Source organism: Streptomyces sp. AK010, from assembly GCF_014207295.1.
GTDB classification, from domain to species: domain Bacteria; phylum Actinomycetota; class Actinomycetes; order Streptomycetales; family Streptomycetaceae; genus Streptomyces; species Streptomyces massasporeus.
Map to the genome: position 1 here is coordinate 1 of NZ_JACHCX010000039.1, position 22,147 is coordinate 22,147.

At 69.1% G+C, this 22,147-nt stretch carries 18 protein-coding genes and 7 pseudogenes; 13 read left to right on the forward strand and 12 right to left on the reverse strand.

The window, feature by feature from the left end; translation table 11 throughout:
• Positions 1–54: 54 nt before the first annotated feature.
• Positions 55–498, reverse strand: a complete 444-nt coding sequence (locus tag HDC93_RS36715) for a hypothetical protein (RefSeq protein ID WP_185015109.1) — start codon at positions 496–498, stop codon at positions 55–57.
• A 109-nt stretch (positions 499–607) separates the two neighbouring features.
• Here HDC93_RS36715 and HDC93_RS36720 point away from each other — a divergent pair, with 109 nt between their 5' ends.
• The gene (locus HDC93_RS36720) at positions 608–1,345 is read left to right on the forward strand and encodes a thioredoxin domain-containing protein (RefSeq protein ID WP_185015110.1); all 738 of its coding nucleotides are present in this window, start codon (positions 608–610) and stop codon (positions 1,343–1,345) included.
• A gap of 24 nt (positions 1,346–1,369) precedes the next feature.
• Here the strand turns inward: HDC93_RS36720 and HDC93_RS39120 are convergent, their stop codons facing one another.
• Entirely contained in the window at positions 1,370–1,501 is a 132-nt protein-coding gene (locus HDC93_RS39120; RefSeq protein ID WP_260419987.1) for a hypothetical protein, read from the reverse strand.
• A gap of 192 nt (positions 1,502–1,693) precedes the next feature.
• On the opposite strand from HDC93_RS39120, the gene HDC93_RS36725 reads away from it, so the two are divergent.
• A complete protein-coding gene (locus HDC93_RS36725) occupies positions 1,694–2,263 on the forward strand; it encodes a DUF6328 family protein (protein WP_185015111.1) in 570 nt (189 codons plus the stop codon).
• A 201-nt stretch (positions 2,264–2,464) separates the two neighbouring features.
• Here HDC93_RS36725 and HDC93_RS36730 read toward each other — a convergent pair whose 3' ends face one another.
• Positions 2,465–3,043, reverse strand: a complete 579-nt coding sequence (locus HDC93_RS36730; protein WP_260419988.1) for a hypothetical protein — start codon at positions 3,041–3,043, stop codon at positions 2,465–2,467.
• A 171-nt stretch (positions 3,044–3,214) separates the two neighbouring features.
• Here HDC93_RS36730 and HDC93_RS36735 point away from each other — a divergent pair.
• Together HDC93_RS36735 and HDC93_RS36740 are read left to right on the forward strand one after the other, a co-directional pair.
• Positions 3,215–3,705: pseudogene (locus tag HDC93_RS36735) on the forward strand (DUF2975 domain-containing protein).
• A gap of 106 nt (positions 3,706–3,811) precedes the next feature.
• Complete coding sequence (locus tag HDC93_RS36740) at positions 3,812–4,234, forward strand: hypothetical protein (protein WP_185015112.1); 423 nt, start codon at positions 3,812–3,814, stop codon at positions 4,232–4,234.
• A gap of 140 nt (positions 4,235–4,374) precedes the next feature.
• On the opposite strand, the gene HDC93_RS36745 is transcribed toward HDC93_RS36740, so the two are convergent.
• Complete coding sequence (locus tag HDC93_RS36745; RefSeq protein WP_185015113.1) at positions 4,375–4,884, reverse strand: tetratricopeptide repeat protein; 510 nt, start codon at positions 4,882–4,884, stop codon at positions 4,375–4,377.
• 184 nt (positions 4,885–5,068) lie between these two features.
• Between HDC93_RS36745 and HDC93_RS36750 the strand changes: the two genes are divergently transcribed.
• Together HDC93_RS36750 and HDC93_RS36755 are read left to right on the forward strand one after the other, a co-directional pair.
• A complete protein-coding gene (locus HDC93_RS36750) occupies positions 5,069–5,440 on the forward strand; it encodes a hypothetical protein (protein ID WP_185015114.1) in 372 nt (123 codons plus the stop codon).
• Between the two features lie 79 nt (positions 5,441–5,519).
• On the forward strand, positions 5,520–6,560 hold the full coding sequence (locus HDC93_RS36755) for a vWA domain-containing protein (protein WP_185015115.1): 1,041 nt from the start codon (positions 5,520–5,522) through the stop codon (positions 6,558–6,560).
• Between the two features lie 93 nt (positions 6,561–6,653).
• Here HDC93_RS36755 and HDC93_RS36760 read toward each other — a convergent pair whose 3' ends face one another.
• Positions 6,654–7,718, reverse strand: coding sequence for an enoyl-CoA hydratase/isomerase family protein (locus tag HDC93_RS36760; protein ID WP_185015116.1), 1,065 nt, complete (start codon positions 7,716–7,718; stop codon positions 6,654–6,656).
• A complete protein-coding gene (locus HDC93_RS36765) occupies positions 7,715–8,419 on the reverse strand; it encodes a 2-phosphosulfolactate phosphatase (protein WP_185015117.1) in 705 nt (234 codons plus the stop codon). The genes HDC93_RS36760 and HDC93_RS36765 overlap by 4 nt, the downstream gene beginning before the upstream one ends.
• A 271-nt stretch (positions 8,420–8,690) precedes the next feature.
• Here HDC93_RS36765 and HDC93_RS36770 point away from each other — a divergent pair, with 271 nt between their 5' ends.
• The 4 genes and pseudogenes from HDC93_RS36770 (at position 8,691) to HDC93_RS36785 (ending at position 13,281) form a co-directional block, all read left to right on the forward strand.
• Entirely contained in the window at positions 8,691–9,113 is a 423-nt protein-coding gene (locus tag HDC93_RS36770; RefSeq protein WP_185015118.1) for a DUF350 domain-containing protein, read from the forward strand.
• Between the two features lie 161 nt (positions 9,114–9,274).
• Complete coding sequence (locus tag HDC93_RS36775; RefSeq protein ID WP_185015119.1) at positions 9,275–11,239, forward strand: protein-arginine deiminase domain-containing protein; 1,965 nt, start codon at positions 9,275–9,277, stop codon at positions 11,237–11,239.
• Between the two features lie 211 nt (positions 11,240–11,450).
• Positions 11,451–12,295: pseudogene (locus HDC93_RS36780) on the forward strand (helix-turn-helix transcriptional regulator); the annotation flags it as partial.
• A 227-nt stretch (positions 12,296–12,522) separates the two neighbouring features.
• Complete coding sequence (locus HDC93_RS36785; protein ID WP_185015120.1) at positions 12,523–13,281, forward strand: hypothetical protein; 759 nt, start codon at positions 12,523–12,525, stop codon at positions 13,279–13,281.
• A 30-nt stretch (positions 13,282–13,311) separates the two neighbouring features.
• Here HDC93_RS36785 and HDC93_RS36790 read toward each other — a convergent pair.
• Positions 13,312–13,527 (reverse strand): annotated as a pseudogene (locus tag HDC93_RS36790) (ATP-binding protein); the annotation flags it as partial.
• A 119-nt stretch (positions 13,528–13,646) separates the two neighbouring features.
• On the opposite strand from HDC93_RS36790, the gene HDC93_RS36795 reads away from it, so the two are divergent.
• The gene (locus HDC93_RS36795; protein WP_185015121.1) at positions 13,647–14,171 is read left to right on the forward strand and encodes an AAA family ATPase; all 525 of its coding nucleotides are present in this window, start codon (positions 13,647–13,649) and stop codon (positions 14,169–14,171) included.
• Here the strand turns inward: HDC93_RS36795 and HDC93_RS36800 are convergent.
• Positions 14,158–15,047: pseudogene (locus HDC93_RS36800) on the reverse strand (helix-turn-helix transcriptional regulator). The gene HDC93_RS36795 and the pseudogene HDC93_RS36800 sit on opposite strands and share 14 nt — an antisense overlap.
• A gap of 568 nt (positions 15,048–15,615) precedes the next feature.
• Positions 15,616–16,026 carry an ATP-binding protein gene (locus HDC93_RS36805; RefSeq protein WP_185015122.1) on the reverse strand — a complete coding sequence of 137 codons (411 nt, stop codon included), beginning with the start codon at positions 16,024–16,026 and terminating at the stop codon, positions 15,616–15,618.
• A gap of 220 nt (positions 16,027–16,246) precedes the next feature.
• On the opposite strand from HDC93_RS36805, the gene HDC93_RS36810 reads away from it, so the two are divergent.
• Positions 16,247–16,612 carry an STAS domain-containing protein gene (locus HDC93_RS36810; RefSeq protein ID WP_311774727.1) on the forward strand — a complete coding sequence of 122 codons (366 nt, stop codon included), beginning with the start codon at positions 16,247–16,249 and terminating at the stop codon, positions 16,610–16,612.
• Positions 16,613–16,680: 68 nt separating this feature from the next.
• On the opposite strand, the pseudogene HDC93_RS36815 reads toward HDC93_RS36810, so the two are convergent.
• Positions 16,681–16,952 (reverse strand): annotated as a pseudogene (locus tag HDC93_RS36815) (alpha/beta hydrolase); the annotation flags it as partial.
• 348 nt (positions 16,953–17,300) lie between these two features.
• A complete protein-coding gene (gene rph / locus HDC93_RS36820; RefSeq protein WP_185015124.1) occupies positions 17,301–19,898 on the reverse strand; it encodes a rifamycin-inactivating phosphotransferase in 2,598 nt (865 codons plus the stop codon).
• A gap of 477 nt (positions 19,899–20,375) precedes the next feature.
• Between rph and HDC93_RS36825 the strand changes: the two are divergent.
• A pseudogene (locus HDC93_RS36825) lies at positions 20,376–20,561 on the forward strand (ATP-binding cassette domain-containing protein); the annotation flags it as partial.
• Between the two features lie 234 nt (positions 20,562–20,795).
• On the opposite strand, the pseudogene HDC93_RS36830 reads toward HDC93_RS36825, so the two are convergent.
• Positions 20,796–21,878: pseudogene (locus HDC93_RS36830) on the reverse strand (aldehyde dehydrogenase family protein).
• Positions 21,879–22,147: the final 269 nt, after the last annotated feature.

Here is a 22,147-nt window from a genome sequence, read left to right on the forward strand (position 1 = left end):
ACGCCAACGCCAGCCACACATCGTCCGGGGCTACTTCGGCGGCCCGCACGTCCGCTACATCCTCGAATAGAACCCTTTGAGTTTCGGATCAATAGACCAGGCGCGGTTCTCGTTCTCACGCCGGATGACGTGCACGTGGGCGCCCTCGACGTCGCAGCCAAGCGTGCGGGAGTCCATCAGCAGATGCGGATCACAGCGGCGCAGGCCCGCAACCTGCCCCGGGCGCAGTCCGACCCGCGACAACAGCAGCAGGATGAGACGGTCGCGCGCGGAGCGGCACTGCAGGAACAGGGCGACGATCTCGTCGTCGCCAGCCCGGTCGATGGCGGTCTCGGGTTCTTGGAGCCGGTGGCGAGCCCGCATCCGATAAAGCATGGCGCCGCTCTCACCGCGAGCCTCCTGGGGCAGGTCACGGTCGTCGGCAACCTCGTAGATCTGCTCCAACACCCAGGCCGGAGCGGCCTTGTTCACCACGGCATGCACCAGGAACATCCGCACGGCAGTGAGCACCTTGTTGATCCGGCTCTCGCCCCGGACCGGCTTCGCGCCCGGGCCCGGCACCACCACCCGCCGCTGACCGCCGTTTCCCGGGGCCCACTAATGACGCATGGTGCGTGGGGGCAGTCGGGTCGTGTGGTGCGCTGCCGTGGTGTTGGCGCTGGCAGGCTGCGGGCGGGCGGATGTGCCGCCGGAGCGGCGCCCCGCGTTCGAGAGTACGGAGGACCTGCCCGAGAAGCTCGGTGCGGACGGCACCACCATCATGGTCGGCGATCCCGACGCCAAGGTGAGGGTGCACCTGTACGAGGACCTGCGCTGCCCCGTCTGCGAGCAGTTCGAGACCTCGGGCGGGGGCCCGCAGTTGCGCAAGGCAATGCTCGACCGTACCGCGACAGCGCAGTACACCCTGGCCTCCTTCCTCGACGACGGCCTCGGCGGCAGCGGATCCAAGAAGGCGGTCAACGCAGTGCGTGCGGCGCTGCAGGAGGGCAAATTCCTGGCATACCACGAGGTGCTCTACCTCAACCAGCCCGAAGAGAGCGTCGACGGCTACACCGACGCCTACCTGCTGAAGCTGGCCGGCCAGGTCGAGGGCCTGCGCAGCACGGCGTTCGACGCGGCCGTCAAGAACATGAAGTACCGCGACTTCGCGACCGCCTCACAGAAGGCCTACGAGCGGGCCGGAGGAGCGGAGGAGCCCGAAGGGCCGGGCACACCGACCGCGGTGATCAACGACAAACGGATTCCTGCGGAAGTCAGCGGCGTTCTTCAGGACGGCACCGCCTTCACCGAGCTCCTGCAACAGATCCATGCCAATCCGTGGGAGTGGGAAGCCACCACCTTGTGACCTCGACGCGGGTGCTATCAGGCCCTAGCTGCGCTTGCGGAGCCGTGCCGCGCCGAGGATGACGAGAGCCAGGGCTGCGATCCCGAACAACAGCCAGAGAGGTATACCGTCGAGTCCCTTGTAGGCCAGTACGGTCGCATCAGTGGTCGATGGCACGAGGTCTCCCCGCCTCTCCCCGGTCGTCATGACGTTCAACGTGCCCCCGGGTCCGCCGTTGAAAGCCCATGAAGATGTCGGTCCGCACGGCTGGCCGCGCAGGGCGCTGCTCGTTTCCCTGCGCCGCCAGGAATGCCTGCTTGAAATGCGTAACGGCGGGGCAGACGGATCCTCTGGAACAGGGAGGATGCCATGACCATGACGGATCGACCCGTCGAGCCGGAAGGCGGGAGCAGCGCGTGCTGCGCGCGGCACGACAGCCCGGGTGCGAGACCCGGCCCCGAGGAGCCCGAGACAGCGCGGGAGCGAGTCAACCGGCGCTGGAACGAGATACTGCAGGAAACCCGAGTCACACAGACGGGCGTGCAGATCCTCTTCGGCTTTCTGCTCAGCGTGGCCTTCACCCCACTGTTCAGGGAATTGGAGACGCTGGACCGCGCCATCTACGTCACCACCGTGGTGCTCGGGGCAGCGGCCACCGGAGCGCTCATAGCTCCCGTCTCCATCCACCGGTTCCTGTCCGGGCAGCGCATGAAGGACGAGGTAGTCGAAGCCGCCGGCCGTTTGATGATGTGTGGCATGATCCTGCTCGCCCTGACCATCGGCTGCACGCTCCTGTTGATCCTCCGCTTCGTCGTTCCCGGCGTTCTCGCCGAAGTGCTCGTCGCCGGGGTCATGCTGTGGTTCGGCCTCTGCTGGTACGCGCTGCCGCTGTATCTGCGACGTCGCGGGGACCGGCGCTCCCGCACCACGGACGCGTAAGGGTCGCGAGTGCCATGGGACGGGGTCCTCGAGGGCCCGGCACTCGACGGTGGCATGCAGTCGCTGTCGAGCAGTGAAGGCGAAACCCTACGAGAAGCAGGTGGCGCACAGGCCTCGCCCGTACGCCACCGCCATACCGTTGTCCTGTCGGCCTACACCGCGTAGGGCAGCGGACGCACGAACCGCTCCCGCCCCGCCTCGTCACGCACCGGCGTGCACCCGGCAGCCAGCAGCCGCTCGGCCAGTTTCGCGCGCCGGGTCGTGTTGATCCGGAGTGCGCCCAGCAGGAACGCCGGGGTGAGGACGGCGAGGGGCAGGAGGAGCGGCGTACTTTCCGGTCAGCACGGCCAGCAGCAGGAACAGCACCGGCCCAGCCCACGCCATGGACAGCAGTTGCTTGCGATTGGCGGCGGCCCCGGCCGCGTCGTAGCGGATGAGCGTGGTGATCAGTTCGACGTCCTCCTGCGCCTCGGGGACCGGCGTGAGCGAGCCCGGGTACATGCCCGGCACCGGCCGTCCGGGGCCGGGGTCGGGGAAAGCCGCGATGTTGGCCGCCGCGCGCTGCTGTGCCTGGGGGCTCGTGTCCCGGACCATGCGGATGTGCGCCATCTTGTGCTTGCCGACCAGGCGGACGTCGGCGTACCGGAATCCGTAGCACTCCGCGATGTACGCCAGCGCGCCGAACGTCTGCCACTCGGCGAAGGGGTGAACGAGTTCGATCATGTCCTGGGTCGCGATCTGCCGCACGAGGGCGGTGATGTGGCGGTCGGCGAGGCTCAAGGTCACTCCTGGCGGGAAAGCACTGCTGAATTTCTGGTTCCGCACACCAGACTGATCAAGCGGCTCAAGGGTTGCCCTCCTGACGGGCAGAAACATGTCCCCCATTCTCCGTCCCAGCCTTTGCTTCATCTATCGACATTCGATAGATTCCCATCGGGCGTCGATGGAAGGATGGGCGATGGGGAACTGACGCTGGGTGCGTTGAGTGCTGTGCTCGCGGTGGTGCTCGTCGGCACCGTCTTCGTGCAGGTGTCGATGGTGTGGGCGTTGGCAACCGACCCGGAGGACGGGTCGCTCCCGCTGACCCCACTGCGCGTGATCACGATCCTGGGCATGATCGCGGCACAGGTCGCCACGGTCTGCGTAGGGCGGTTGGTGACGATGGTGCGAGGCAGAACCGTCTTCTCCCCCGCCGCCTTCCGGTACGTCGACGCCGTGATCGGCTCGATCGTGACGGCCGCCCTCCGCTGGTTCGCCGTCACCATCATCAATGCGCCGGGGCAGCGGGAGGACCGGGCGTCACTGTCATCATGGGCGGGATCGGCATGGCCATCCTGGGTGTCGCGCTCATCGTGCTCGTGCTGCGGATGCTGCTCGCCCAGGCCCTCTCACGTGATGTCGAAACGTCACAGATGGAGGCCGAGTTGGACCAGGTGATCTGACGCCGGTCGACCGCGACATGAACAGGCGAAGTGACAGGACCTGCACCGTCCGGCCCTCATGGGGCGGAGGGTGCAGGAAGGTTTCAGGCAGTGAAGGGGTGGACGCGTGGACCGGAGCGAGGACCAGATCCTGGTGGAAGAGCTTGCCGCGCTGGGTGCCGTGAGCGGGGGCAGTGGTCGTTTGACCGGGCTCGTGGCCCGGCTGTTGAAGAAGAACGCCCACGAGATCGACGTTGTCGTCCCCTTGCCGTTCGACGATGCCGTGCGGCGCGTCATCGGAGTACTGGAGCGGGCGGGGCGGTCCGGGAGGTCCGCGCATCTCGAATCGGGCAGGGACCAGGAGATGATCCGTGTCGTGACCGGTGGCGGTGCCGGCGGGATGAACCCCGTAGTGGTCACCGCGCTGGTGACAAGGGGCACGGGGAACCGCACAGAGGTCAAGCTCCGTGCAGCCGCCAAAGAGGGCCTGATCAAACAGCGGGCGGGAGAGAAGACGGCCGCCCGACTTGCTGCACTGCTGAGTCAGTAGGGACGAGCTTTCACACGCCTCTCGTGTCTTCTTCGAACTGACCGACTTGGCTCAGGTGGTCGGTGGGCGGAGCCTGTTCCGCCAGGCGGTGAGTGCCTGGGAGGGGCGAACGCCGTGGACCGCAGTCTTCATCAGCTGCTTCACCGTCTGGAAGCACCGCTCCGGAAGCTGGTTCCCGCCCTCGTCGTGTCGGCCAGGCCCATGAGCGCCTCGCCGATGCAGCCCTGGTCGCCGGGTTCCCTGCCGAGAGTCAGGCTCTCCATATGGGCCTTGACCCCGTCCTCGAACCTCTCGGCGCGCTGCAGCGAGGCCCCGAGGCTGGTCAATGCCGTGGCCTGTCGCATCCGGTCGCCGCGTGTCCGGCTGATGTCCAGGCTCTTTGACGCGACCTCCACCGCCTCGTCCACCCTGCCGCAGTCGGGGAGGATCTGGCTCAGGTTGTTCAGGGCGGTGGCCTCACAGCACGGGTGCTCGATCTCGCGGGCACAGTCGACGGCGAGCTGGGTGACGGTCACGGCGTCGGCGGCGTAGCTGCGGCGGCTGAGCGCGCCGAACGTCTGCCACTCGGCGAAGGGGTGGACGAGTTCGATCATGTCCTGGGTCGCGATCTGCCGCACGAGGGCGGTGATGTGGCGGTCGGCGAGGCTCAAGGTCACTCCTGGCTGGAAGGCAGCACCAGCCCGTCAACGAGATCCTCAACCGGTACGGGCTGCGAGCATCTTGGTCGCGTCGGCGGAGTCCCAGCGCGAACAACCGCTGCGGGCCCGGCCACAGTACGGCTCCTTCACCGTCCCGGACGGTGCCGAACCTGTCATTCCGTGGTGCAGTCGGGTCATGGCATCTCCGCCCGCGGACGACCAGGGCTCCCCGACGCCTGCCCGGCGTGAACGCCCTTCCCGACTGATCGATGTCGGCGTTGCCGTGCTGCTCCTGGTCGCGGACGCGGTCATCGTCGTTTTCGCCGGGTTGCTGCTCGTCGCGGTCGGCATGGGGACCGCCCACGCGCCGCATTCCTCGCGCCCCGTGCAGTCGAGCGGCACTCCCGTCCTGGTTTGGTGCGTCGTCTGGGGCGTACCGGCCGTGGCAGCGGTCGGCGCCGTCGTGCATGCCCGACTGAGGATGCCCGTGACGGCCGTGGTGCAGAGCCTGTTCACACTCGTCTGCGGGCTCCTGGCCGTCGCCTGGACGCGCATGCTGCTGTCCTAGGCCGGCACCGGAACCAAGATCGATTGTCAGTGGTGGGTGAGAGGATTGGAGCATCAAGTCGGAACAAGGGGGAGCTGTGATGTCCGGAACCCAGAATTACATCAATCACGTTGCTCTGGTGCTGGATGCGAGCTCGTCGATGTCGCACCTGAGCCGGAAAGTCGTCGACGTCGCAGACCAGCAGATCGCCTATCTCGCGCGCCGTTCCAGGGAATTGGACCAGGAAACCCGCGTCACGGTGTACGTCTTCGCCGACAAGGTGGAGTGCGTCATCTACGACAAGGACGTGCTGCGCATGCCGTCGCTGAAGCAGCTCTACCGGACGGGTGGAATGACGGCCCTCCTGGCGGCCGCGCTGAAGTCGCAGCGGGAGCTGGCCCAGACGGCCCAGCTGTACGGCGACCACAGTTTCCTGACGTTCGTGCTCACCGACGGACAGGAGAACGCGAGCCACCGCTGCCAGGACGCCCCCGTCAGGAATCCACGCCAACTGGTCCAGGCCGTGGCCGAGATGATCGAGCGGCAGCAGGACAACTGGACGCTGGCCGTGCTGGTGCCCGACCAGATGGGCAAGCGGGAGGCCATGCAGTGCGGCTTCCCCAAGGACAACATCGCCATATGGGACGCCACCAGCACGCAGGGCCTGGAGGAGGCCGGGCAGGTCATCCGGCAGGCCACCGAGAACTTCATGGTGGGCCGCACCCAGGGCATCCGGGGATCGCGTGCGGTGTTCTCCACCGGGGCTGAAGCGGTCAACGAGGACACCATCAAGGCGGCCGGCCTCGCCCCGGTCGATCCGTCGAAGTACCAGTTGATCCCGGTGGCCCGCAATGCGGGTATCAAGGAGTGGGTCGTCGAATGCGGACACACCTATAGGACCGGTGGGGCGTTCTACGAGCTCAGCAAGTCGGAGAAGGTCCAGGCACAAAAGCAGATCGCGGTGCTGGAAAAGAAGACGGACCGCGTCTATACGGGACCCGAGGCCCGATCCCTGCTCGGCCTGCCTGACACGGAAGTCCGCGTCAAGCCGGACCACAACGACCACTTCACCATTTTCGTGCAGAGCACCAGCGTCAACCGGAAACTCGTCCCCAATACGCGGCTGCTGCTCATGCTCTGACCCATGATGACGCCGATGGGGCGCCGGAGGCTTCGCCGCCCCGGCTTCCCGTCACGAGTCCGTTCCACGGCACCGCCGGCGAGTCATGTTCCTTCAGCACATGGCCGGCGACAGACCGAGTTCCTGCTCACCGAGCGGAGTGAAGAAGCGCTCGACCTCGGCGTCGGTGACCTCGCCCAGGGTCTTCGGTGACCAGCGCGGCCTGCGGTCCTTGTCGACGACCTGGGCGCGGATTCCCTCCACCAGGTCGGGTGTGTCCAGGGCCGCGCAGGAGACGCGGTACTCCTGGTTCAGCACCAACTCCAGCGTGCCGAGCTTCCGGGCGCGGCGCAGGGACGCGAGGGTGACCTTCAGGGCGGTCGGCGACTTGGCGAGCAGGGTCTCCGCGGCCTCCTTCGCAGCGGGGTCGCCGTGCGCGAGCAGCCGGCGCACGATCTCCTCGACGGTGTCGGCGGCGTAGCAGGCGTCGATCCAGTCGCACCGGGCGGCCAGCGCGCCCTCCTCGGGGGTCCGCACGTAGGGAGCCAGGGCCTCCCCCACGGGCGACTCGGCAAGGGCGTCCAGGAGATCCGGCAGGGCGGCCGTCGGCACGTAGTGGTCGGCGAGCCCGCACAACAGCGCGTCGGCGGCGTTGATCTGAGCGCCCGTCAGGGCCAGATGGGTGCCCAGCTCCCCCGGAGCCTCGGCGAGCAGGTGGGTGCCGCCCACGTCCGGCACGAAGCCGATGCCGGTCTCCGGCATGGCGACCCGGGACCGCTCGGTGACGATACGGACGCTGCCGTGGGCCGAGACACCGACACCCCCGCCCATCACGATGCCGTCCATCACGGCGACGTACGGCTTGGGCCAGCGGGCGATGCGGCCGTTGAGGCGGTATTCGTCGCGCCAGAACGCGGCGGTGGCCGTGCCGTCACCGTCACGGGCGTCGTCGTGGATGGCGCGGATGTCACCGCCAGCGCACAGGCCGCGCTCCCCCGCACCGGAGATGACGACGGTCTCCACGGCGGGGTCCCGTTCCCAGGCGGTGAGCGCCTCGTCGATGCGGCGGACCATGGTGTGGGTGAGGGCGTTGAGCGCGCGAGGCCGGTTGAGCGTGATGCGGGCGGCGCGCCCCTGGGTGTGGAAGAGGACGGGTTCGCGTTCTCCGGGTCGGCTCATCGGGACTCCTCCCCCGGGCCCGGCACGGGTTCGCGCGTGGGACGGAGCACCATGAGTGAGTCCTCCGGGGCCGCCACCATGGCGAAGGGGAATCGGTCGAGCTCGAGACAGAGTGCGACGTCGTCGGGGTGGACTCCTTGACGTATACCCTCCGCCAGCTCGGTGGCGGCGCGCGACTCTCCGGCGCGGCGGAGGAAGCCGGCCGCGTCCGTCCGGGGCTCGGTGGCCCTCCGGGCGATGTACTCGGCGCACGCCAGGTCTTCGTCGGCCTGCCCGTCCTCGCCCGTGACCACGAATGTGGCACTGCCGCCGGCACACGTCCGCAGCAGCCGAGCCGTTGCCTCCGCCACCACGAAGCCGGCGCACAGCACCAGCGAGGCCTCCTTGACCGCCAGGGCGCCGACCGTCCCTGCCGTGGTCTTCTGCACGACGGTCCGGCCGGTGAGGTCGAGAGACCGCAGCAGGCCCGGCGAGTTGACCGTGTCGAACCCGGGCGCGGGCGGGCCGTCCTTGAGTGCCACCCAGTCCGGGTGGCGGTCCTTGAGGGCCAGGGCCTCGTCCAGCGACTCGGCGAGAACGATCTTTTCCGCGCCCTGGCCGAAGGCCCAGGCAGCGACCGTGAAAGCACGCATGACGTCGATCACGACCGCCACGGAGGGGGTTTCGGTCAGCTCGGTGATGCCGAGGAAGCGAGCGTCCATCCCGCCATGATCGCGCATGCCCCGAAGGACGCGGCCAGGCAGTGACGCGCATCACCTCGACCGTCGACGGTGCCCCTTTGTGCCATCGCCATTGATCCTTCGCGCCCCCGCCGGCGATCCTTCGCGCCCCCGCCGGCCATCCTTCGCGCCATCGCCGGTGGTCCTTCGCGGTGAGCCGGGCGCCGTTCGGCGGGCGGCGCGTGTGCGCTACATTTTGCCTCTCTTTGACCGCGATCACTCATGATCTCTACGCTTCGGAGTTGGCAACCCCATGAGCGACATCGTCAACGGACTCGGGCGGGCCACTGCATACGGCGGTCTGGGGCTGGTTCTGTTGGTCCTCGGCATCGTCCTGGTCGACGTGCTGACGCCCGGAAAGCTCGGCCGGCAGATCTGGGAACAGCGCAATCGCAACGCCGCCACGGTCCTCAGCTCCGCGCTGCTCGGGATCGGCGGCATCGTGTTCACGTCCATATGGACGACGTACGAGGACTTCGGCAAGGGACTGGTCTCGACCGCGGCGTTCGGGCTGCTGGGACTGGTGATGATGGCGGTGGCGTTCCTGGTGGTGGACCTCGTCACTCCCGGGCGTCTGGGGGCGACGCTGGTTGAGGAGGAGCCTCATCCGGCGGTCTGGGTGACGGCCTCCTGCAACCTCGCCGTGTCCGCCATCGTTTCGGCGTCCATCGCCTGACCGGCCGACAGGTCCTGCGCCCCAGCGGCTCGACCACCGTGCTGTCGGCACATTCGTACGAAGCAACTCTCGCCGCACAGTGAACGCACAGCCACTGTCACTCCTCTTGCAGGGCGGAGCCCCCCAACTGAGAGGAACGTGCTGTGCGTTCACGTAGACGTATGCGGTCGCGTCTGTACCCGTCCGGGTCGGTGGTCCTGGCCATGGCTGCCGCAGGATCGGTGCTGGCCGGGCCGGCCGGCTCCGCCCTCGCCGCCGACGCAGGCGGGCGCGCGGATCTGCGGGCGGATGTCAACCGTGACGGGCGGATCGATGTCGCCAGTGGCAGTGACAACACCGGCGAGGACGGCTGGTCCGTCGAGCGTGGGGCCGTGTATCTGCCCAACGTCGATGACGACAGCAAGCGGTGTCCGGCGACCGGGCCCGGTGGCGCACCGCTGTCCGACGCCAAGCTGGCCGCTTGCAACGACGGCGCGGACACGAAGGTCAACGGCGCCGAGGACGCCGCCGACCTCGCCCGAATCCGTTCCGTGCCCCTGCCGGACCTCCCCGAGAACGCCACGGGCAGCCTGAAGATCGCCACGGGTGGCGCGCACGCGCACCTCTTCCTCAACCGCGCCGGAAAGTGGATCCTCGTGACGTCCGCGACCAGGTTGACGGCCGCCGAGCTGCGTTCGGGTGTGGAGTTCGGCGTCGAGGCCACCGATGTCGTCCGGGACAGCGCGAAATGGGACGGCCGCGCCGTGGTCCGCCTGACGATGACGTCCGGGCGGGAGTCCACCTCCGACGCGGTCACCCTGCGCGTCGCACCGCTGCTGACACAGCATCACCTGCAGAACACACAGCAGGTGCTGGTGTCCGAGGTCCAGGGCGATGGCCCGGACAGCCGCCTCCAGCGGGAGTTCGTCAAGGCGCTCGGAAAGGAGGTCAAGAAGGCGGGGATCACCAAGCCGCTGATCACCTTCGAGAAGTACGCCGACCGCTGGGCCCAGGACTTCGTCGAGCCGGCCTACGTCAGCATGACCGGACCGGGCGGCCGGCGGCATGTGATGCGCGTGATGCTGCGTTCCGCACAGCCGGACCGGGACGCGGGCCGGGAACTGTTCGAGCGGGTGCGCGGCCGGGACGTCGGCGTTGTGCAGGTGAACGACCCGGCGGAGCCCGACGACTGGTCGCTCAACTCCATGGGCAACCTGGAGACCGTCCCGCCCTACGCGCACGGCGATCGCTCCTTCCCGGCGGGGCGGATCATCATGGGCGAGCGCAAGGACAGCGGGGCGCGTCCGTCGAAGGTGATGCGGACCCTGCTCACGTCCCAGGGGATGCAGGACCCGCTGCTGCTGGACACCTCATGGCTGAGCGTGGGACATGTCGACGAGTTCGTGCAGTTCCTGCCCGCCGACACCCCGCGCGGCTGGCGCATCGGGGTCGCGGACCCGCAGGCGGGGCTGCGGCTGCTGCGCGACGCCAAGCGCGACGGACACGGCAACACGAAGATGTTCTCCGTCCCGGGCCACGGTGACACCCCGGCGCCCAAGGAGACCATCGACCAGGCGCTCGCCTCCCGTCACCTGGTGGCCGACAACGAGACGGCGGCCCGGCGCATCGCGGCCAACCTGGAGATTCTCAAGCGGGAGACCGGGGTCACCGACGAGGAGATCGTGCGGGTGCCGGCGCTGTACACCCGGGGCTCGGAGGCTCTGAGCGCCGAGGGGCAGGAGATTCCCGTGCCCCGCCTGACGCGCATGGGCGCCGGCTCCGACCTCGTGGACGGCCTCGGGGACCATGGCCAGCAGAAGTGGCTCGCCGGGAATCCGGCCCCGCGGGCGGCGGCTCCGGCGACGGTGACGACCGGTGCGTACGTTCCCGGTGCGGTCAACGGCCTGCTCCTGGGGCGCGACCGTTACCTCGCGCCACGCCAGTGGGGGCCCGTCGTCAACGGCAAGGACATCTTCACGGAGGCCGTCACCGCCGTCTACCGGCGGGTCGGCATGACGGTGTCGTACATCGACGACTGGTACACGTACCACCTCGGCATGGGCGAAGTGCACTGCGGCACCAACACCCTGCGCGACGCGAGTGCCGCGTGGTGGCAGAACCCGGTGGTGAACCTCAACCAGTCGTAGACTGCGCCTTCAGCCGGCACGGCGCGGGTTACCTGCTGCGGGTGCGGGGGCCGTCGTACCGCTCGTCGGTGACGGGCTCGGCCCACCGGGTCTTTTGGGGTGGCGTCGCCGGTGCCCTCCCACAGGGCGATGTGTTCCGTGAAGCGGTCGGGGGCGGCACCGTGCCAGTGCTCCTCTTCGGGCGGGCAAGCGTGATGAGGTCCGCGAGTTCCTGACCTCGCGGCGGGCCAAGATCAGCCCGTAGCGGGCGGGGCTGCCCGCGGGGTCCCGGCGCCGCGTGCCGGGGCTGCGCCGCAGTGAGGTCGCGGCCCTGGCCGGCATGAGCGTCGAGTACTACGCCAAGCTCGAACGGGGCAACCTCGCCGGCGTCTCCCCGGCCGTCCTCGAAACGGTCGCCCGCGTGCTGCAGCTGGACGACGCCGAACGCGCCCACCTGCTGAACCTGGCACAGGTCGCGGACGGGTCCGACGCCCTCACCCGCCCCCGGCGCCGGCGTACCAAGGAGCAGTGGAAACCGCACCGCAGTCTGCAGTGGCCCCTGGACACCATCACCGCCGGGCCCGCCTTCGTGCGCGCCGGCCGCATGGACATCGTCCCGACCAATCAGCTCGCCCGGCGCGTTCTACCGTGACATCTACGCCGCCCCCGGGAACAGGCGAATCTCGCGCGGTTCCAGTTCCTCGACCCCGCGTCGCGGCGCTTCTACCCCTACTGGGACCTGTTCGCCGGCATCGCCGTCGCCATCCTGCGCACCGAGGCCGGCCGCAATCCGTACGACAAGGATCTGCACGATCTCGGCGGTGAACTGTCCACCCGCAGCGAGGAGTTCCGCACCCGCTGGGGCGCCCACAACGTCCGCCGCCACGGCAGGGGGACCAAGCGCTTCCGGCACGAGGTGATCGGGGAGCTCACACTGGCCTTCGAGGGCCTGGAGCCGGCCGCCGACCCCGGCCTGACCCTGACCGTCTACGCCGCCGAGCCCGGCTCACCGTCCGAACACGCCTTGCACTGCTTGCGTCCTGGGCCGCCACCGACGCCTCTGCCGCTACGAACGAACGCCAGAGCCCTTCCTCGTCCATATCGGCCTGGCCCGGGCATCGGAGCATTCTCTCCCTTCCGAGGAAAGACGATGCTCAAGGGGAACAACCTGCTTCGTCGGTCCGTACCATCGCTACACCGAGGCAACTCGCGGCACATACGGCGTCCTACCGGGCCGCCGGGCCTGGCTCCCGGACAGGCAACCATCCGCAGTACGCCTCCCACGCCGAGGAAAGGCACGCAGCATGTCCGAGACGACAACTCCCGCCACCGAACTGGCATCTCAGTACATCGCCCAGGTGGCCGGCGACCTCGACGCTAACGTCAAGGAGCAGGAACGTGTCAGTGCGGAGATCGCGTCGCTGCAGGAGCAGCTTGCCGCTCTGCAGCGCGACCACGGCGTGCTGGTGAGCATGCACCAGGCACTCGGCATCACCGCGCCGCCGACCGAGTCCGCCTCCGACTCCGACTCCGACTCCGCGAGTGCCGTGCTGCCCTCTCCGCGGCGGAAGAAGGACGGTGCCGCGGCCGGCGGGAAGCAGAAGGCACGCAAGTCCACCGCCGCGCAGGCCAAGCGGGCAGCCGGGAAGTCCGCGGCCGGGACGACGAGCAGCGCCAAGTCAGCTGCCGCCGGCAAGTCAGCGGGTACGACCAAGGCGGCGGCCACCGCCAAGTCAGCAGGTAGCACCAGGACGGCCGGTTCCACCACGACAGCAGCGGGCGCCGCCAAGTCAGGCGAGCCCACCCTCGTCGAGCTCATTCGCCGCCACCTTGCGGTGCAGAAGGAACCGCGCTCCGCCGCGGAGATCTCCACCGCGCTCGGCCAGGCCCACCCCCACCGTGACATCGCGGCCAAGGTCGTACGCGTGACGCTCGAGGGACTCGTTGCCAAGAGTCAGGCCGAGCGTTCGAAGCAGGGCAGGTCGGTCTTCTACACCGCGCCCGCCGCGCAGTCGGCGGCCGCGCCGGAGGCCGGGGCACAGACCGAGGGCTCCGACAGCTGACGACGCGGGGGCATGCCCGAACCCCGCCGGCTACGACGTGCCGGGAAGCCGGACCGTGACGACGAGACCGCCGGCGGGGCGGGCGACAGGGCCGAGGGTCCTGTCAAGGGCACGGACGACGCTGTGCACGATGGCCAGGCCCAGCCCCGCGCCCGCGTGCTCGTCGGTGCGTACGCGTTCCGTGCCGCGCTGAAAGGGATCGGTGAGGGTCGGCACCAGGTCCGGTGGCACCGCCGGACCCGTGTTATGCGCAGGGCCGTTGCGGTGGCGTATGCGGCTTTCGATACGCCGGCGATACCCCACGACGAGGCAGAAGATGACCAACACGCTTCGATCGCGGCCGCACGGCGCTAGCGTGGGGTCCCGTGATCGTATGGCTGAACGGCACCCATGGCGCAGGCAAGACGACGACCAGTGCACTTGTGCAGCAACTCCTCCCGGATTCGCGGGTGTTCGACGCCGAGAAGGTCGGCGAGACACTCATGGACATCAAGCCGGGGCTGCCTTCGACGAACAACTTCCAGCACTGGCCGCCCTGGCGGCCACTCGTGGTCGAGACGGCCCGTCGCGTGCTCGACTACACCGGCGGCACTCTGGTGATGCCCATGACCGTCCTGGTCGAGCAGTACTGGCGCGAGATCATCGCGGGCCTCGCCGAGCATGCCATCGAGGTACGGCACTTCGTCCTCCACGCCGACCAGGCCACGCTCCGTCGGCGCATCGAGGGGGACACCGTTCTGGGCCCCTCCTCGTTCCGGCTCGAACACCTCGAGCCCTACGCCGAGGCTGCCCGCACATGGCTGCACGGCGAGGCCGAGGTCATCGACACCACGCACCTCACGGCCGCGCAGGCCGCCCTGCGGATCGCAGAGTCCGTCAAGAACGGCTGAGCACCGGGGATCCCGGCTCGTCGCGGGTGGGCGTGGACTCCAGGCGCAGCATGGCCGTCTCGTCCGGCGTGCCGGGCGCTGCCTGGTAGACCATCATGCGCTGGCCGCCCGTCCGGGCCAGCCGCATGACCTCGTAGGGCAGGGTCATCGGTCCGACCTTGGGATGCCGGAAGGACTTCTGCCCGCCGCCGCGTTCGCAGACGTCGTACCGCTCCCAGAGTCGTGCGAACTGCGTCGACTTCAGCATCAGTTCGCCGACCAGTGCGGTCAGTTCGGGGCTGTCCGGGTCGGCCCCGCCGACCGCCCGCAGATGCGCGACCGACAGGGCGACGGTTTCCTCCCACGGCTCGTAGAGCGTCCGGCCGGCCGGGTGGAGGAAGACGTAGCGAGTGAGGTTGCGCTGGTCCTCCGGCCAGTCCCAGAGCCCGGGCATGAGCCGTCGCCCGGGCGGGTTCGCGGCCAGCACGCGGTTGTACCGGCTCACCACATAGGCGGGCAGCGGGCGCACCGACTCCAGCATCCGCAGCACCGAGTCGCGCACGGTGTGGTCCGAGCAGGCCGGTAGCTCGGCAGGGCGGCCGGAGGCCAGTTCGGCGAGTTCGTGCAGGCGCTCGTATCCGTCGCCGCGCAGTCTGAGAGTGCGGCCGAGGGCGTCCACGACGGCGGGCGACGGGTTGGTCTCCCGGCCGCGCTCCAGACCGATGGAGTAGTCGACGCTCACTCCGGCCAGTGCGGCCACCTCTTCGCGGCACAGTCCGGGAGTGCGGCGCAGGCCCGCTCCGGCCGGAGACCGACGTCCTCCGGGCGTACCTGCGCTCTGCGGGCCTTCAGGTATCGCCCGAGCTCCGTGCCCCTCGCATCCGGTGCTGCTGTCATCCGGTCATTGTCTCAGGCGGTCAAGAGGCGTGGGGGGCCGTGTCAGGGCCTGGAACGCCGCACCCGGGGCAGAGCGCGGTCTGCCGCGGGGCAGCGCGCGAGTGCAGAGTCGATACCGGAGCGGGCGGCCCGGCCGCCGGGGCCCAGGGGGTGTAAGGGACGCCGATGTCTTCGGCATACAGCTACAAGGTCTCCCGCACCCCGAGCAGTTCTTCATAGGCAGCCGGTGACGAGCCGCCGTGCGGCCTCATCGGCTCGACCTCCAAAGCGTGGTCACCGTTTTGAACTGGATCTTCGTATCGACCTCGATGAGCTTCCGGTCCTCGGCGATGATCTCCTCGTACGGCGCGCGGGAACGCTCCCGGCCTTCGTGCTCGTGGGCATGGTGCCCACCACCCCTCGGCGCGGGACGCCGGCAATCTTCCGCCGGCGACAAGTCCCGGCCTCTGCGCGCAGCGTCCTGCCGCACGAGACCCACGGCAACCCGCAGCAAACGCTGTTGCGTACAAGCAGGTTCACAGACGGGTTCTGACGCGCGACGGGTCGCGGTCGTAGGAAGTCGCGGCGGTCAGAAATCGCGGCCGGGGCCGTCGGCCAAGGGGATGCGGGCGGTGATGCGTTTGCCCACCGCCTCCCGCTGCACCGCGAAGTCCTCGGCCACGGCCTTCACGATCTCCAAGCCGTGCTGCCCGATCCTGTTGGGGTCGGCGGCCCGGGCCGCGGGCATGGTGGGGTCGCTGTCCCAGACGGTGACTTCCACGACGCGGGCGGTGATACGCAGTTGCAGCAGGACGGGACCCGGAGCGTATTTGCGGGTGTTGGTGACGAGCTCGCTGACCACCAGCGCCGTGAGGTCCCTCGCACGGGCGGAGACGGGCAGATGCTGCTCGGCGCTCGCCCGGTCGAGGAAAGCGGCGGCGTGACGGCGGGCGTCCGCGATACAGCTGTCGTCTCCGTCCAAGGCATACCCGACGCGCATGAGATGCTCGTCAGGCGTCGTACAGCCGTCACCGTCGGCATCAGGTTTCACTGGCCTCGCCCTCACTCCCCGTTCATGCGCGCCGGTACCCGTTTCGCTGCCTTACATGCCGAAAGAGTGCTGTTCGGCACAGCCGCGCGGGTGCATCCGTCCGGGGCGGTGGGGCACAATCGACTTCGCACATTCTGACCGGGCAAGCCTAAGCACAATCGAGGAGACGGTGTCCCAGCTCGAGGAAGCGGACCGGCCGGGCCGGCTCCACGCCGAACACCACATGACCGGAGGCGTCCGTGTCGTGGCGCTGCGGGGCGAGATCGACCACGACGTTCGGCACGTGCTCAGCGAAGCCCTGCTGATCGAGGACGGGACGGTCCCGCCGCGGATAGTCGCTGATCTCAGCGGCGTGACGTTCATGGACTCCAGCGGCATCAACATCTTCGTCGCCGCCCACCAGCAGGTGAGTCAGGCAGACGGCTGGCTGCGCATCGCCGGAGCCCAGAAAAGCGTCATGCGCGTTCTCGAACTGGTCGGCGTCGACACCCTCATCCCCTGCCACCCCACCATGGAGCAGGCCCTGATCACCTGATGCGTACGAGCAGCCCGGTACCTCGCCAGGCTCCCCATGCCTCGGTCTGACGCGCATCAGACGGGTTCGGTGGCCCACAGCGCCTGCAGGGGACGGGCGATGCGTCGGCCAGCTCGTGGTCGGTGACGTCGTGCTCGCGGTCGACGCCGAGGCCGGCACCCTGGTCCTCGCACAGGGCGTGCACGGTGGCCGGATCGTGGATCGCGCGCCGCAAGTCCTCGTACGCTTCGGTGCCCATCCGCTCGCTCGTGGCCTTGTACCAGGCATCGGGCTCAGCGTCGATGACGCGTTCGGCGACCTTGTCGGTCTGCTCGAGGAAGAACCAGTGCCACCAGCTCGCCATGATCTGGATCACATCGACTGGACCTCGACTCCGCTTGAGGAAGCAGGCTCTTGGGCATCGCACAAGGCGTGCCGCGCCGAGGCAGCCCGACAGTCCTCAGGAGTACCGTCATGGCCACGCTGCTGCACATCGACACCTCCCTCCATGGCGACAGCTCCCATTTGGCCACCTACACACAGAAGCTGACGGTGCCGCGCCACCGGGCCGCCCTCGCTCCACCCCGGGCGCCCGCAACGGCCGGCGCACCGGCGACCGGCGCGGACAACGGTTCGGTCGAGGTGCTGCGTAGCGCCGGGCCCTGGCGCCGGTGCGAGGGCAGGACGCCGGCCCGTCGAGCACGTTCGGTCAGGACAGGATTTCGACGTACCCGTCGCTGCCGTGCACACGGATCCGCTGGCCGTCCCGGATCAGTCGGGTGGCCCGGTCGACGCCCACGACGGCCGGCAAGCCGTACTCGCGTGCGATCACCGCGCCATGGGTCATCAGGCCGCCCACCTCTGTCACGAGGCCCGCGATGCCGACGAAGAGAGGTGACCAACTGGGGTCCGTGAAGGCCGTGACCAGGATGTCGCCGGGCTCGAGATCGGCCTGCCCCATGTCGAGGATGACGCGGGCCCGCCCCTCGACGGTCCCGCCGGAAACCGGCAGGCCGATCAGGGCGCCGTCCGGCACGTCGTCGCGCCGGTACGCCCCGTTGACGGTCTCGCCCTCGGACGTGAGCACCCGGGGCGGGGTGAGCCCGTGGTACGTCTGGAACGTTTCCTTGCGCTGCCAAACGAGCCCGTCGTCCACCCGGTGCGAGCGTACGGCCTCGTGCAGCTCCTGGAACGTGAGGTAGAAGATGTCCTCCCTCTCCGGGAGCACCTCGGCCTGCACCAGGCGTTCGGCCTCCGCCAGCAGGGCCTGCTTGTAGACGAAGTAGCGGCTGACGATGTCGTACTTCGGGTACTCCCGGTAGCCGACGAAGGTGCGGACCCGCTCGATCATCCGCAGTGTCTCGTCGGCTTTGCTCTCCCCGTCGGGCAGGGCCCGCAGGCGGGTCAGCACGTCCTGTTCCTTCTTCCACGCCTCCTGCCGGCCTTGCTCGAAGCGCCGCTGGGCTGCGCCGGGTTCGAAGTTCCTGACGTTGTCGAGGATCGCCGGCACGAGTGTGCTGGGGCTCTCGCGCCATCGGGGCCTCGTGATGTCGATCTCGCCGGCGCAGCGCATGCCGTAGCGGTCGAGGTATCCCTCGATGGCGTCACGCGCTGTGGTCCCGCCCGCGTGTTTCGGCAGTTCGTCCAGGAAGCTGTCGTCCTCGACGCTCTGCAGGAACGTCACCACCTCCGGATGGGGGCGGATCACGTCCGCGACGTCGAGGAGCGCCAGGCCCATCTCCGACGTGACGTTGTCGGGGGCGGACAGGGTGAGCGCGTCAGCCGCGTTCTTCTCCCCCAGCCACTCGTGCAGCTTGTCGTTGAGCCACCACGTGGCCTCCATCCCCGCCATGATCGCCTGATGGCTGAGCGGATCGCTGAGGACTCGTTTGTGCTCCTGGAAGGCCTCCGTCAGGAAGTCGAACAGGGCGGGTCCGGTCTGTGTGGCGATGTCGCGCCGCAGTGCGGCGATGGACGCCTGGCTGCGCTCGATCAGCCCGTTGACGATGGCCGGATCGGTCTCGATCGGGGCGGGCGCGCCGCCGGCCGGGGGCCCGCCGGGAGCCGGGTCCGGGAGCAGGGGGAGGAAGTCGTCGCGGTCGAGGACGGTCTCCAGCGCGTCCCGGGTCAGTGGATCGCCCCTCCCCACCAGGTCCAGAAGGCCGGCGCGGCCCGTGGGTGTGGACAGGGCCCGCGTGGCGTCGACGAACAGTCTCCCACCGGCCTCGGTCATCGGCGCCATGGCCGTCAGCTTCCACATGGACAGCCCGAGTGGCTTCATGGGGTCGGTCATCATCTGCTGATGGCCGACGGAGACGTAGATGCGATTCCCCTGGTCGGGGGCCTCGGGGATGGGGAACAGGGTCGTGATGGGCCGGCTCTGCACGATCTCGAAGTCGTCGTCGACCAGGCACCATTCGATGTCCTGGGGATGGCCGAAGTGTTCCTCGATCCGCCGTCCGAGACGGACGAGCCGCACGACCTGCGCATCCGTCAGGGCCGGCTGCTCCTGCCGCCGCGCGTCAATCTCCACCTCCTGTGTTCCGCCGGTCGGCAGGGCGTGGACGGCGCGCTGTTTGGCGGCGATCGCCTTCGCGACGACTTCGCCCTGACGCACCTTGAAGACGTCCGGGTTCACCAGACCGGAGACCAGGGCCTCGCCGAGACCGAAGCCGGCGTCCACGGTGGCGACCTTCCGGTTGCCGGTGACGGGGTCGGCCGTGAAGAGGATGCCCGACGCGTCCGGGAAGACCATCCGCTGCACGACGACAGCCATGTCGACCGTACGGTGGTCGATGCCGTTGTGCTGACGGTAGGTCACGGCCCGTTCGGTGAACTGCGAGGCCCAGCACCGGCTGACATGCCGGAGGATCTCCGTCGGCCCCACGACGTTCAGGTAGGTGTCCTGCTGGCCGGCGAAGGAGGCCGTCGGCAGGTCCTCCGCCGTCGCGCTGGACCGGACGGCGCAGGGGGTCTGCTCGCCGAGCCGGGAGAGCGCACCGGTGACCGCCGCAGCGAGATCGCCGGGGATGCTGATCCCTTCGATGGTCCGGCGAATCTGCGCGCTGACGGTGCGCAGTGCCTCCCGGTCGTCGGGGTTCAGGCGTGACAGCCGATCCAGCAGTTCCCCTATCGACGGCGCTTGCGCCATGATCTGCCGGAAGGCGTGCGTCGTCACGCAGAAGCCGCCAGGTACGCGGATGCCGTCGATCCGCGCCAGCGCGCCCAGGTGCGCCCCCTTGCCGCCGACGAGCGCGAGCTGCGTCTCGTCCACCTCCTGAAGATCCAGCACGTACTGCTCGGTCATCGCGATACCTCCGGTTCTGCCGCACCGCTGGTCGAGCACGTCTCAATCTCCGACACACGCACCTCATGTCCCCGTTTCCGCAGGTCGTGGCTTCGGCTGATGATTCTGCGCCGAGACCCGGGCCTTGCCGCAAGCCCCCCGGTGCGCTATAAGTTAGGAGAGGCAAGGAGAGAACTCCTTGCCTTTGTGCTTTCCGGAGCACCGGACCAGAGCGCTCCACGGGACCACTGGACCGGTGCCGCTGGAACCGAGCAGCTTTTCCGGCGCGGCTGCTGTTGCGCTGCCGGTGACGTTGACCTTGTTTCGAGGAGTCACAGACGTGGTGGGTGACGACGACATCTCGGGGTGAGACCCGGATCTGACGGCCGCCGGACGCGCTGAGGAAGCGCCGCCGAGGTGGCCGGCTCGTCGTACTCCCTTTCCCGCGTCTGCCCAGGGCAGAGCTCTCTCTGTCCGTAGTACCCCGAGGTCATCTCCATGTCCGACGCCTCCGTCGTGTGCTCGAACCTGTCCTTCTCCTGGCCCGACGACACCCCTGTCTCAAGCGACCTGTCCTTCACCGTCACGACCGGCCGTACGGGCCTGGTCGCCCCGAACGGCGCGGGCAAGAGCACGCTGCCCAAGTTGGTCGCCGGTGAACTCCGGCCCTGCACCGGCTCGTTGTACGCGTTCGCTCCGCCGCCCGGCGTGACCTTGGCTCCTTCGACCGTGTCCTCGGGTCGGATGCGCTCGGGAAGCTTGCCGGACCGTGCGTGCCGCGCCGCCGCGGCGGTGTCCGTCGACAGTTCCATGCCCATGACGGGCCTCCCCTTCAACATCAGCCGTTGCCATGGACGGACACCAGCTTGCCCCTCGCCGCGTCACCCGTCAAACAGGTGACGATTCTCCGTCAGCGCATCAGACGGTGATGGTCTTGTACTCGGTGCAGGGTCCCGAGGCCTACCGCGCCGCGCTCCCGGCCGATGCCGCTCGCCTTGAAGCCGCCGAACGGGCCGTCGAGGGCGACCGGGGCGCCGTTGACGGTGACGGTGCCGGTGCGGACACGGCGGGCGACCGCAAGCGCGTGGGCCGCGTCGGCGGACCAGACGCCGCCGGAGAGCCCGTACTCGGAGACGTTGGCGATGCGGACGGCCTGGTCCTCGTCGTCGTAGGCGATGACGACCAGGACCGGGCCGAAGATCTCCTCCTGTGCGATGCGCATCGAGTGCGGACGTTCCGCCCAGTTCCAGGCTGACGCGCTTGAGTTGCTCCCCCGCGATCGAGGCGATGCGACGGCCGGTTCCGTCGGGCCGGTGAAGGCGATCTTGTCGACCTCCCGGTGGGACACGAGGTACTCACTGGTCTCCCGGTCCGCGGGCAGAACACTGATCACGCCCTCGGGCAGGCCCGCCTTCTCCAGCAGCTCGGCGAGGAAGCCCATGCCCAGCGAGTTCTCCGGGGACACCATGAGGACCACGGAGTTGCCCGCGAGCAGAGCCGGGATGATCTTCGCGGTGGCCGAGGAGAACGGCGAGTTCCACGCAATCACCGCGGCCACGACGCCGACGCCTCGCGGCGCACCACACTGCGCACCGGGGACGCCGGGTCGGAGGACACCAGGGTCCCCTCCCAGCCGAACTCCTCCGCCGCCTTCAGACAGGCGTCGGCCTGCCGGGTCAGGCCCGGCTGGCCGGCCGGGGTGAACCATCCCGCCGAGCCGTTCTCCTGGGAGATCAGGTGCGCGACCTTCTCGGCGTTCTCCTCGCACAGCGCGTTGCCCCGCCGCAGGACGGCGATCCGCTCCCCCGGCGGGGTCGTACGCCACACCCCCGCCTCGAACGAGGCCCGCGCCGCCGCGACCGCACGGTCCACATCGGCCGGCTGCGCCTGGGCCGCGCGCCCGATCACCGACCGGTCGTGCGGCGAGGCGATGTCGAGGAGCTCCGGGCCGCCGGGCGACACCGAGGACCCTCCGAGGAAGAGCCGGTCGTAGATGATCACGCACTGTCTCTCCTCCGGGACCAGGTCGAGCATTGCGACCAGCCATCTGTCACATCAATGCAGCACTTGCAGTCGACAGCGCCACATGAGTGTGTGATCGGCGGCACGGAAGGCAGCTGAAACGACACGTGGCCGGGGAGGGTGTCACCCTCCCCGGCCACGTCGGCGTTCAGGACTAGCCGCAAGGCCGTGAAGTTATGGCTCGGGCGGGGTTGTCCAGGGGGCCGTAGGCAGCGGTTTCGCCGGACATGAGGAGCGGAGCCCCGGTA

Excerpts from the sequence above, each read along its gene's own strand:
- HDC93_RS36720 (WP_185015110.1), top strand. The coding sequence starts at position 608 with ATGGTGCGTGGGGGCAGTCGGGTCGTGTGGTGCGCTGCCGTGGTGTTG.
- HDC93_RS36725 (WP_185015111.1), top strand. The coding sequence starts at position 1,694 with ATGACCATGACGGATCGACCCGTCGAGCCGGAAGGCGGGAGCAGCGCG.
- HDC93_RS36750 (WP_185015114.1), top strand. The coding sequence starts at position 5,069 with ATGGCATCTCCGCCCGCGGACGACCAGGGCTCCCCGACGCCTGCCCGG.
- HDC93_RS36755 (WP_185015115.1), top strand. The coding sequence starts at position 5,520 with ATGTCCGGAACCCAGAATTACATCAATCACGTTGCTCTGGTGCTGGAT.
- HDC93_RS36760 (WP_185015116.1), bottom strand. The coding sequence starts at position 7,718 with ATGAGCCGACCCGGAGAACGCGAACCCGTCCTCTTCCACACCCAGGGG.
- HDC93_RS36765 (WP_185015117.1), bottom strand. The coding sequence starts at position 8,419 with ATGGACGCTCGCTTCCTCGGCATCACCGAGCTGACCGAAACCCCCTCC.
- HDC93_RS36770 (WP_185015118.1), top strand. The coding sequence starts at position 8,691 with ATGAGCGACATCGTCAACGGACTCGGGCGGGCCACTGCATACGGCGGT.
- HDC93_RS36775 (WP_185015119.1), top strand. The coding sequence starts at position 9,275 with ATGCGGTCGCGTCTGTACCCGTCCGGGTCGGTGGTCCTGGCCATGGCT.
- HDC93_RS36785 (WP_185015120.1), top strand. The coding sequence starts at position 12,523 with ATGTCCGAGACGACAACTCCCGCCACCGAACTGGCATCTCAGTACATC.
- HDC93_RS36805 (WP_185015122.1), bottom strand. The coding sequence starts at position 16,026 with ATGCGCGTCGGGTATGCCTTGGACGGAGACGACAGCTGTATCGCGGAC.
- rph (WP_185015124.1), bottom strand. The coding sequence starts at position 19,898 with ATGACCGAGCAGTACGTGCTGGATCTTCAGGAGGTGGACGAGACGCAG.